Source organism: Bacillus sp. JJ664 (assembly GCF_036962205.1).
Classification (GTDB): domain Bacteria; phylum Bacillota; class Bacilli; order Bacillales; family Bacillaceae_G; genus Gottfriedia.
The window spans coordinates 1-10,393 of the sequence record NZ_JBALMS010000150.1 but is presented as its reverse complement, the minus strand read 5'-3'; the positions used below and the strand labels follow the sequence as shown (position 1 = coordinate 10,393).

Genomic DNA, 10,393 nt, shown 5'->3' with positions numbered 1-10,393 from the left:
CAAATGAGAAGAAAAAAACCATACAGGATAATCTTGAATTTTATTTGATTATTCTTATCTTCCATAAAATAAAACACTGCAAATATAATGATGCAATATAATAGTACAACTGTATTCGAAGGATGAATAAAAACTAACTTCACGAATGGTAATTGCATACAAAGATCAAGAAATTTATTTGAGCACTCAATAAAAAATGTTAATAAACCTTCGAAGATCCAACTTAAACCCGGTAAGATGAAACTCACAATAAAGCAGAGCATACATAGCGGGAGTATGATAAAGGTAATAAATGGAATGTAAATAAGATTAACGAAAATACTGTAGGGTGAAAATTCGTGAAAATTGACTAGGAGGATTGGTAATGAGGATAGTTGTGTTGTACTTGAGGTAAACAAAGCTTTTGCATACCATGACCGATAACTTAAAATACGTTTCGTTGTCAGTAGTATGGTAAAACTGGAGATAAATGAAAACTGAAATCCGATATCATAAATATAATTCGGATTTACAGTGAGCATGAGAATGCATGAAAGAATGAGTGGCGTCATGAAATCTAATTTTATTTTTAGTAATCTAATGATACAAACAAATACGCCAATGATCACTGCCCTAACAACTGAAGCTGAGGCACCAGCTAAAAACCCATAGGAAATAATGATCAATATTGTAAAAATCAAGCTGCTTTCTTTTGTTATTCCAAATCTAATGAGTATAAAATATATTAACAAACTTAATAAACTTATATGAGAACCGCTAATCGCAAGTAAATGAACGATTCCTACTATTTGATATTGTGATTCTACTTGCGGACTCATCTTCGTACGGTCCCCAAAAAGTAGCGCATTTATAACCCCTTCAATATTTTCATTAAATTTACTTTCAACATATCTTGTTACATACTGTCTTCCACTTTTTAACGTCTGAATTACTGACTTTTTACCTTGAACACAATCAATTAAACTTTTTGGTTCAATCGTTTGAATCCATTGAATGTCTTGATAAGTTAAATACTGTTGGTAATTAAATAAATATGGACTTGTATTGGGCTCTGGTTGAGATGCCTCACCTTTTAGTCTGCATATATCCCCTATTGTCCTCCTTTGAAAAATTGACATGTCACTTTGTTTATTTGCATACGCTACGACCAATACTTTTTGTTCTTTCAGTTCAAATGCAAAGGAAATTTTATTCCCATCAATGATTGGAGTTGTTTGAATTTCACCTTGAATTAGATGAGATGGTTTTGGTTTCGGCGTATTTGTAATATGGTTTTGATATAGACAAGCTAAAGATGTAACTAGAACCGATACTAAACAATAGGAAATATGACTCCACTTTCTATTTAATAAAAGAATCGTAAAAGGAATCATTAAAAATAATAAAACAAACAAATGAAATTCTTTAAAAAAGACGATTGTTATTATTTGTACAATACAAACGTACGCTAAAAAAATACTCATAAGAAACCTTAGCGAATCAAAATAAACGGTCTCATTTGTTCCAATGATTTCGTACCTATTCCATTTACTTCATCTAATTGCTCGATTGAGGTAAACGAACCATTCATTTCGATAAACTCTACTATATTTTTGGCTTTAGACGGACCAATTCCAGGAATTTTTTGTAGCTCTTCAATTGTTGCATGATTGATGTCAATGGTCTCTTTATCATCTTCAGCATCATTTGTAATTGAGCTTACTTGCATATCGCCCGCAGTATCTTCCCCAATTTTCGGTACGTAAATGACCATTTCATCCTTTAATTTCTCTGCTAAATTTACTTTATTACGATCGGCTCCACTTTTAAATCCACCTGCTAGTTTAATTGCATCATCCACCCTGCTTCCAACTTCTAAATGAAAAATGCCTGGTGTTGTAACGGCCCCTTTTATATCAACAATTATTTCTTCTTGCTCTTTGTTCTGTTTACCTTCTGTTGTTCCGTTGTTGTTGTCGTTTCTATCTATATCATTAGAATCCTTTGTTTGTGTAGTTTCTGGCATGACGATCAATTCATTTTGACGATTGCTTTGAAATAAGTTAATTGCAAAAATCAAAATGAAGATGAACGTTAACCAAAAGAACTTATTTCGAATGATTTTTATGAACATGTAAAATCCTCCTTAGAACTTATAACATTATTTTCAAACTTGCTTCATATAGTGTAGGAGAGAACGTATGTAAAGGAAGTGATGTACTCATGAATGTAGGCATCATAGGTACAGGGAATATGGGATCGATTTTGCTGAATGCTTTTATTAAATCAAAGGCACTTAAACCTTCAGAGTTAACAATAACAAACCGTTCAATTCATAAAGCTTTTGAACTCAAAAATATATACCCTGAACTGAAAGTCGCAGAACATGCTAAAGATGTAATTAGCGCTTCTGAAATCGTACTGATTTGTGTAAAACCATTAGAAATTCAACCACTCCTTTCATCATTACAAACATCATTTACAAAAAATCATTGCGTTATTTCCATTACTAGTCCAATCAATGTTGAACAGTTAGAAGCCATTTTACCTTGTCAGGTAGCCCGTGTAATTCCTAGTATCACGAATCAAGCATTAAGTGGCGTAACGTTGGTTAACTTTGGGAAAAGTTGTTCAGCAAAAAATAAGGAACGAATTATCGAATTATTTTCGAACATTTCAAAGCCAGTTATGATTACTGATGATATAACAAGAGTTTCATCTGATATCGCAAGCTGTGGCCCTGCTTTTTTTAGTTACTTACTTCAAAAATTCATTGATGCTGCAGTATGTCAAACAGAAATCACTAAACAACAAGCCACTATTTTAGCTGAAGAAATGATTATCGGTTTCGGAAAATTAATTGAACAAAAACATTTTACATTGGAAACGCTACAAGAAAAGGTTTGTGTAAAGGGTGGTATTACAGGAGAAGGAATTAAAGTGTTAGAAGAACGTGTTGGTGATTTATTTGAAGAGATTTTCGAGAAAACACATAATAAATTCGATAAAGAAATCGAAAAGGTGAAAGAGCAATTTTAATTTTTTTCAGTATATGATTTTTCAGATAAAACTTCAAAGAAAGAAATTTCATTTTTCGCTCGTTAATAAAGTAAAAAACCCTTTAAGAAAAAGAATTTTCTCTAAAGGGTTTTTTATTTTTTAGTCGCTATAAAAAAGATACGCTCAGATGTTTCTTCTACTGCTTGGTCGAAATCACCAATCATTTCTTTTACATCAAAGCCTGCTTGATCTAATAAAGCACGATAAGTTTCGATTGGAAACGTTCTTTGAACGTGATATTCTTCAAAACGTTCATAGGAATCACGGTTTTCTTCTTTCATAAAGAACACTAAATCATGCTCTACACTTAAAGGCTGCTCACCTTGCGTACAAGACCAGACTAAGCTTAATTCTTCATCATCGATGAAAAAGGTTTCTTCACCAAAAATTTCTTCAATTTTATATGGAGAATGAACATCAAATAAGAATATTCCTTGATCCTTTAAACTTTCGTGAACCTTTTCAAATGTTTGCAAAACTTGATCTTCAGAATCTAAATAATTAAGAGAGTCGCAAAAAATGGTAATACAGTCTAATTGTTCGAATCCTTCTAATTCCATCATATTTTGTTGATAAAATGGAATCTGTACTCGCTCTTGGTCTGCTTTAGCCATAGCAACACTTAACATTTCTTCAGATAAATCTACACCACTTATCGTGTAATTTTGTTTTGCTAATAAAATTGGTAGCGTACCTGTTCCACATCCGATATCAAGAATTGTGGGTTGATGTATTTCATACTTTTGAAATACGTCATTAACGAACTGTAACCACTTATCATAAGGGACATCATTCATTAATTCATCATACAAATACGCGAAGCGGTTGTATGTCATGTAAGAAGTTCTCCATAAACATCAAGTGATGGAGCATCTCCCCATAGTTTTTCTAAATTGTAATATCCACGTTCTTCACGATGGAATACATGTACAACTACATCTCCAAGGTCAACTAATACCCAACGAGCTTCGTCAAAACCTTCTAAACGTTTCACATTTGTCCCATTTTGAAGTGCTTGATCCTTAACTTCTCTTGCAATTGCTTGTACTTGTTTATCTGAGTTACCGTGACAAATAATGAAATAATCCGAGATTGCAGATATTCCTTTCATATCTAAGACCACTAAGTCCTCAGCTTTTTTATCATCTGCAGCTTTAACAGCTAGCATCATTAGTTCTTTTTCTTTCATTTTTGTTCCCCCTACCTTTTAACTTGCTTTAATATTGAATTATAGGTTTTTACCGTTAACGGGTAAACACTTTGTTCTTTCTGAATTAAGTATGTGATAGTATTTTTTAATGCATACAAAAGTGCTTGATTTAAATCCAAATCAGCTAATTCCCTCGCTTCTTCAACTCCTGGAAATTGACGGTTAGGTTCTATATAATCTGCTACATAAATCACTTTATCTAAAAGGGTCATTTCTTCATGACCGCTCGTATGATAAGCAATTGCTTGTAATACATCTTCATCTTCTATTCCATATTCTTGTTTTGTAAGAAATGCACCTACAGGAGCATGCCACAGTTCTTTATTATGTTGTAAAAGCTCTAATGAGAGATAATTCTTCTCCATTATTTCTTTTAATTCAATAATCGGCATACATTTTGCGACGTCATGGAAAATTGCAGCTAACTCAGCTTTTTTCACATCTGCACCATACTGTTCAGCAAGACGGACAGCAGTTTCCATCACACCAATAGTATGTGTAAATCGCCCGTTTGTTAGTTTATCTTTTACAATCGAAAGTGCTTTTTGTTTATCCATTAATCCGATTCTCCTCTAATTAACGGTTTTGTCTAATTAAGGTAATACGATTGTTTTATTTTCTTCTGATTCTTTATATAAAACAATTGTATGGCCAATTACTTGTACAAGTTCAGCAGTTGTACCTTCAACAAGCTGATCTGCTACATCATAACGATCATCATCGCAATTTTGAAGTATACTTACTTTTAAAAGTTCTCTAACTTCAAGCGCTTCTGAAATTTGCTTCACCATATTTTCATTAACTCCACCTTTACCTACTTGGAAAATAGGGTTTAAGTGATGTGCTTTTGAACGTAAAAATCTTTTTTGTTTACCAGTTAACATTTTGTTCCTCCAAGCTTTTCTTCTAATAATTTATACGCATTAATTGTATTTGGAAAAATTCCTGTCCACTCTTGAAATGCTATTGCACCTTGATAAATAAACATTGGTAATCCATTTTGAATCTTTGCATTTTTTTGTTCTGCTTCTTTTAAGAAAGCAGTTTTGTACGGGCTATAGATTAAATCAGACACAACTGTATCAGGTGATAAGTTATGAAGAGACATTGGTTTTGCAGATTCATTCGGCTTCATTCCAACAGAAGTTGTTTGAATAACTAGAGAGTAAGAACCTAATAGTTCTTCTGCATCTGTAATAGAAATAACTTGTACATCTTGATCTTTTAATAGTAATCCATTTTTTAATTGCAGTGCTTTTTCTGTTGTACGGTTTGTAATTGTAATATGCCTTACACCTAAATGCAATAAGCTACACAATATTGCTCTAGCCGCACCACCTGCACCAATGATTAAAATGTTTTCTTGTTCAATTGGACTTTTTAATACAAGAGATAAACCTCTACAATAACCAATTCCATCTGTATTTTTACCATAAAGTCGACCATCTTTATTGATAACAGTATTTACTGCACCTATTTCTTTTGCTAAAGGATCGATTTCATCTAAATACTTCATAACTTCAACTTTCAATGGTGCTGTAACATTAAATCCTCTTGCAGTAGAACGAAATTCTGTCACAATTGATTCTAGATCTGATATACCAACCTCTTTTGCATCATAATTGCCATTGATTTTATTTTCATGGAACCATTCATTATGCATGGTTGGTGACATAGAATGACCAATCGGTTGACCGATTACGTAAAATTGGTCTCTCATCTCTCCCGCCCCCAAATCAATCTTTATATAATTGAATTACGAAGTGTTATACCTACGCCTTTTGGTGCATAAGCAACAATTTTTGCACCTGGTTCATTTACAGTGATCCAACCAAGTCCAGAATAAACGATATCCGTTTTTCCTTCTTTTATCATAAATTCATGTTTTACTAATTTTGGTAACTCATTAATTTGTTCACCATATGGTGGTACTAACAGTTCACCTGCTTGTCTTTCATACAAATCATCAGCATTCTCTTGTTTTGTACGATGGATTGATAAATCGTTTGAGAAATGACAAGTAAAGGATCTTCTTCCACCTTCTAAATAATCTAAACGTGCTAATCCACCAAAGAACAATGTTTGACTTTCATTTAATTGATAAACCATCGGCTTAATTTCTTTTTTAGGCGTAATAATTTTCAAACCTTTTTTATCAACAAAATGAGCCATTTGATGATGATTAATGATTCCCGGCGTATCAATTAAATCACTTTCATCATCAAGTGGGATTTGAATTAAATCAAGAGTTGTTCCAGGAAAATGTGATGTTGTAATAATATTATTATTTTCTTCGCTGTAGCGCTTAATCATTGTATTAATAAATGTTGACTTACCAACATTCGTACAACCTACCACGTACACATCTTTACCTTCTCTTAACTCCTCAATACGCTCTGCCAATTCATCAATTCCAGTACCTTTAGCAGCACTTATTAAATGAACACCAACCGGATGTAATCCCCAGCGTTTTGCTGTTCCACTCATCCATTGTGTAAGTCTATTCTTTTTAACCGACTTTGGAATTAAGTCTGCTTTATTTCCAACTAGTAAGACTTTATTTTTACCCACAAAACGGTTTAATCCATTTAACCAACTACCTGAAAAATCGAAAATGTCGACTACTTTAATAACAAGACAATCTTTATCGCCAATTCCATTTAAAATACGGATAAAGTCAGAATCTGTTAACTCGACATCTTGAATTTCGTTATAGTTTTTTAAACGAAAGCAGCGTTGACAGATGATTTCTTCTTTTTCTAATGATGATGGTGGTGCAAAACCTAACTTGTTTTTATCCTCTGTTTGAATTTCGACTCCACAACCAATACATCTTATTTCATTATGACTCACTTTTTATCCTCCCATTGTAGTAATCCTTGTTTCTTAAATGAGGAAAGAATTCTACGTTCAACCATTCTATTAAATCTTGTCCATATTCCATCAGTACTCGCAACAGGAACAACTAAGATTGTATGAATGCCTTGTCGATTCCCTCCAAACACATCTGTTAAAAGCTGATCACCTATCATACAAACCTCATCAGCTTTTAAGTTCAATAATTGGTATGCTTTCTTATATGAAACCGCGAGTGGTTTTCGAGCGCGATGAATAAATGGAATTCCAAGAGGTTCACAAAACTTTCCTACTCGTGTTTCATTGTTGTTCGAAACAACAGTTATTTTAATTCCTGCATCTTTCATGCTTCTAAACCAATTTGTTAACTCAGGAGTAGCTAAAGGACGATCCCATTCAACTAGCGTATTATCTAGATCGGTAATAATTCCTTTAATTCCTAAGTTTTTCAAATGCTCAGGTGTGATTGCATAGACATTATTTACAAATTCATTCGGTAAAAACTTTTTTAACATGATAAACACCTCATAATATTCATAAAATCGTTCGACAAATAACAACAAATACCATCGTTGTGGATAAGAATATACACATTATCCAATTGCCATACATCTGCTTTTTCAGAAAATATAAACAAATTACTAACAACTTATCCACCGATTCGTGTGGATAAACGAACGATTGTTCTATTGAAAAAAATTTGATACATTAGGCTTACAAAGTATTTCCAACACTTTTATCACGCGGAGGTGAAGCCCAACTGGGCAATATTATGTACAAATTAAATGATGATTTGTTACTTGAGTCCTATAAAAAAGCACTTGGTCTGCAACTAGATCCGGCCTTTATTTATTTAATTGAAAAAGAAATAAAAAGAAGAGGCCTTGACTATTATATTAGACAAACATCTTAATACTTTTTATTATTTTCAATATAAGCAAATAATACAAGTAAAATAAAAATACAAGCACTCTTTACAATAACAGAAAAAGAACCATCTTTCTACACGATGGCTCTCATTTCGTGAAAAAAAGTGCAAACTACATCAATATTTAATGTAGTTTACCTAAGTTTTCCCCTACTTTTATAGATTGACCAGACTTCAATTCATTATTTGCCGTAAAACTGTCTGCTTCAAATAATAAAACAACTGTTGAACCAAAAGAAAAATATCCAACTTCAGATCCTTTTTTAAGTCGTTTTTCTTTTGCAGTCACTATAATTGTATTTACAAACATGGCACCAACTTTAATCATCGCTACATGCTTCCCGTTTTCAGAAGATTTCACTTCTGAAACTACACGATAGTTTTTTGAAAGAGGATCTTTACCATAAGTTAGACCAACTTTATTTACAGGATAAGATTTTGCACCTAATTCAAATTGAGAAATAACTTCACCTGCAATCGGACTATGTATACGATGGTAATGACTTGGACTTAAATAAAGCACCATATAATATCCCTCATTATACTTATCTGCCATTTCTTTTGAACCTAACATTTCAATAATACTATATGTTTTTCCCTTAACAACAAATTGTATATCTTCTTCAATCTTACCGTGAGATTCTAATACACCATCAACTGGACAAGCCAATTCATTTTCGCCTGCATAAATTGGTCTTACATCGTTCTTTAATTCTCTTGTAAATAATGCATGTAGTGTTGGAAAAGATGTATTTTTACTTTCTTCCATATTTAGTTTAAACGCATTAATATATGGTTTAATAAGTACCTTACTCAATCTTGAAGTAGAGAATTTCCTAAGAAATCCCGATGTTGCTCTATTGTTTGTTAGTTCAATAAACATACGATAAAATCCTTGTTTCATCTATTTACCCCTTATTTACTTAATTTTAAGATTACTATTTTATATTCTTATCTAATTTAATTTCTTAATTCCTATTCTCCTTATTTCCTTATCCGCTCTTCTTGACCACTCATTCTTACATCTTATTTGTACATATGGATGTACTACTTGTTATTCTACTTTACTCTAGATTTAAAATACTGTCACTAATCGTTCATCTGTATTTCACACTAAGTTCACATTTAACTGTTACAATACGGATGTAATGACTATTAGGAGGTAGCCTATGTTTGAAGAACAAAGCTTAGGTGAATGGAAAAACACTCTTTTAATATACAAATTTGCGTTAGATGAAATAAATACGAAAATTAAAATATTAAATGAAGAATTCACATTAAATCATGAACACAATCCAATTGAACACGTAAAATCACGAATTAAAAAGCCCGACAGTATTATTAAAAAGCTTGAACGTAAAGGACTTGAACTGTCACAACATAATATAGAAAACTTTATTAACGATGTAGCCGGCGTTCGAATTAGTTGCTCATTTATCAGTGATATTTATAAAATTTATGAATTATTAAAACAGCAAGATGACATCTATATAATAGAAGTTAAAGATTATATAAAAAATCCAAAACCAAACGGATATAAAAGTTTCCATATGATTATCGAAATTCCAATCTTCCTTGCATCTGAAACAAAAAGAGTCAAAGTAGAAATTCAAATTCGAACAGTAGCTATGGATTTTTGGGCAAGTCTTGAACATAAAATTTTCTATAAATACAATAAAAAAGTTCCATATGAAATTATCGAGAGCTTAAATGAGGCTTCAGCTACAGTTAACTCTTTGGATTATAAAATGGAGAGCATTAAGAATCAAATGGAAGAAATAAAAGAACTAGAATATCAGAAATAATCGTTCTTTTGGAAGTGACTGAGGATATATTCTATCAGTCACTTTTTTTGCTTCTTTTCTAAAAGATTGTAGCTATGGATTTGAGTATTGGTAAGTCTAAGATTCTGCTCGCAAAGCTATCAATCAAGGAATTATCTTTTCTATTTTTTGATTTATTTTTTCTTCAGGTGTAAAATTAGTTCTTTCAACATCAATTTTAAGATAAAATAAGATATAGTAGTATGAAGTTATGTTAGAATTCTTATTAAAATTTGTTCTTATAGATAAACTGTGTATTGGGGGAAACGAATGAATAACGACTTACATTACAATACATTCATACCTGAAAATATTCCTAATGAACGAAAGACAGCTATTAAGACACTTGTTTATTATATTTTAATATTTGTAATCGGTTTGAATGTACTTATATTTCTTGGATCGATCGGAGCTGCAATTGTAGTTGCAGCAACTGGGATGGATATATCAGATGACGAACTATTTAAACTATTTACGGATGCTTCTATTTATTTAGATACAATTTTTGGTTTTCTTAGTCTATGGTGGCTTTACTAT

14 protein-coding genes are annotated in these 10,393 nt (G+C 32.0%); 4 read left to right on the top strand and 10 right to left on the bottom strand.

Annotation, left to right across the window (positions count from 1 at the left end; translation table 11 throughout):
* Positions 1-1,463: ComEC/Rec2 family competence protein (locus tag V7056_RS18630; protein ID WP_499703891.1), on the bottom strand; the 1,463-nt coding region annotated here is incomplete at its 3' end.
* 8 nt (positions 1,464-1,471) lie between these two features.
* A complete protein-coding gene (locus tag V7056_RS18625) occupies positions 1,472-2,113 on the bottom strand; it encodes a helix-hairpin-helix domain-containing protein (protein ID WP_499703890.1) in 642 nt (213 codons plus the stop codon).
* 89 nt (positions 2,114-2,202) lie between these two features.
* Here V7056_RS18625 and comER point away from each other — a divergent pair, with 89 nt between their 5' ends.
* Entirely contained in the window at positions 2,203-3,018 is an 816-nt protein-coding gene (gene comER / locus V7056_RS18620; protein WP_499703889.1) for a late competence protein ComER, read from the top strand.
* A gap of 113 nt (positions 3,019-3,131) precedes the next feature.
* On the opposite strand, the gene V7056_RS18615 is transcribed toward comER, so the two are convergent.
* From V7056_RS18615 to V7056_RS18585, 7 genes are read right to left on the bottom strand one after another with little or no spacing between them, the layout of a single operon-like run.
* A complete protein-coding gene (locus V7056_RS18615; RefSeq protein WP_499703888.1) occupies positions 3,132-3,875 on the bottom strand; it encodes a class I SAM-dependent DNA methyltransferase in 744 nt (247 codons plus the stop codon).
* A complete protein-coding gene (gene rsfS, locus V7056_RS18610; protein WP_499703887.1) occupies positions 3,872-4,228 on the bottom strand; it encodes a ribosome silencing factor in 357 nt (118 codons plus the stop codon). Before rsfS ends, V7056_RS18615 begins: the two co-directional genes overlap by 4 nt.
* Positions 4,229-4,239: 11 nt before the next feature.
* Positions 4,240-4,806, bottom strand: a complete 567-nt coding sequence (gene yqeK, locus V7056_RS18605; protein ID WP_499703886.1) for a bis(5'-nucleosyl)-tetraphosphatase (symmetrical) YqeK — start codon at positions 4,804-4,806, stop codon at positions 4,240-4,242.
* Positions 4,807-4,842: 36 nt separating this feature from the next.
* Positions 4,843-5,133, bottom strand: coding sequence for a ribosome assembly RNA-binding protein YhbY (gene yhbY, locus V7056_RS18600; RefSeq protein WP_499703885.1), 291 nt, complete (start codon positions 5,131-5,133; stop codon positions 4,843-4,845).
* Positions 5,127-5,969 (bottom strand): shikimate dehydrogenase, encoded by an 843-nt coding sequence (gene aroE / locus V7056_RS18595; RefSeq protein WP_499703884.1) that lies wholly within the window; start codon positions 5,967-5,969, stop codon positions 5,127-5,129. Before aroE ends, yhbY begins: the two co-directional genes overlap by 7 nt.
* Before the next feature lie 23 nt (positions 5,970-5,992).
* A complete protein-coding gene (yqeH, locus tag V7056_RS18590; protein WP_499703883.1) occupies positions 5,993-7,102 on the bottom strand; it encodes a ribosome biogenesis GTPase YqeH in 1,110 nt (369 codons plus the stop codon).
* A complete protein-coding gene (locus V7056_RS18585; protein WP_192602809.1) occupies positions 7,099-7,620 on the bottom strand; it encodes a YqeG family HAD IIIA-type phosphatase in 522 nt (173 codons plus the stop codon). The genes yqeH and V7056_RS18585 overlap by 4 nt, the downstream gene beginning before the upstream one ends.
* Before the next feature lie 257 nt (positions 7,621-7,877).
* Between V7056_RS18585 and V7056_RS18580 the strand changes: the two genes are divergently transcribed.
* Positions 7,878-8,018: a sporulation histidine kinase inhibitor Sda gene (locus V7056_RS18580; RefSeq protein ID WP_087998695.1), complete on the top strand. Its 141-nt coding sequence runs from the start codon at positions 7,878-7,880 to the stop codon at positions 8,016-8,018.
* 139 nt (positions 8,019-8,157) lie between these two features.
* On the opposite strand, the gene V7056_RS18575 is transcribed toward V7056_RS18580, so the two are convergent.
* Complete coding sequence (locus V7056_RS18575; RefSeq protein ID WP_499703882.1) at positions 8,158-8,937, bottom strand: phosphatidylserine decarboxylase; 780 nt, start codon at positions 8,935-8,937, stop codon at positions 8,158-8,160.
* A 265-nt stretch (positions 8,938-9,202) separates the two neighbouring features.
* Here V7056_RS18575 and V7056_RS18570 point away from each other — a divergent pair, with 265 nt between their 5' ends.
* Complete coding sequence (locus V7056_RS18570; protein ID WP_499703881.1) at positions 9,203-9,838, top strand: GTP pyrophosphokinase; 636 nt, start codon at positions 9,203-9,205, stop codon at positions 9,836-9,838.
* A 288-nt stretch (positions 9,839-10,126) separates the two neighbouring features.
* Positions 10,127-10,393 (top strand): hypothetical protein (locus V7056_RS18565; protein ID WP_499703880.1); only part of this gene is annotated, 267 nt, incomplete at its 3' end.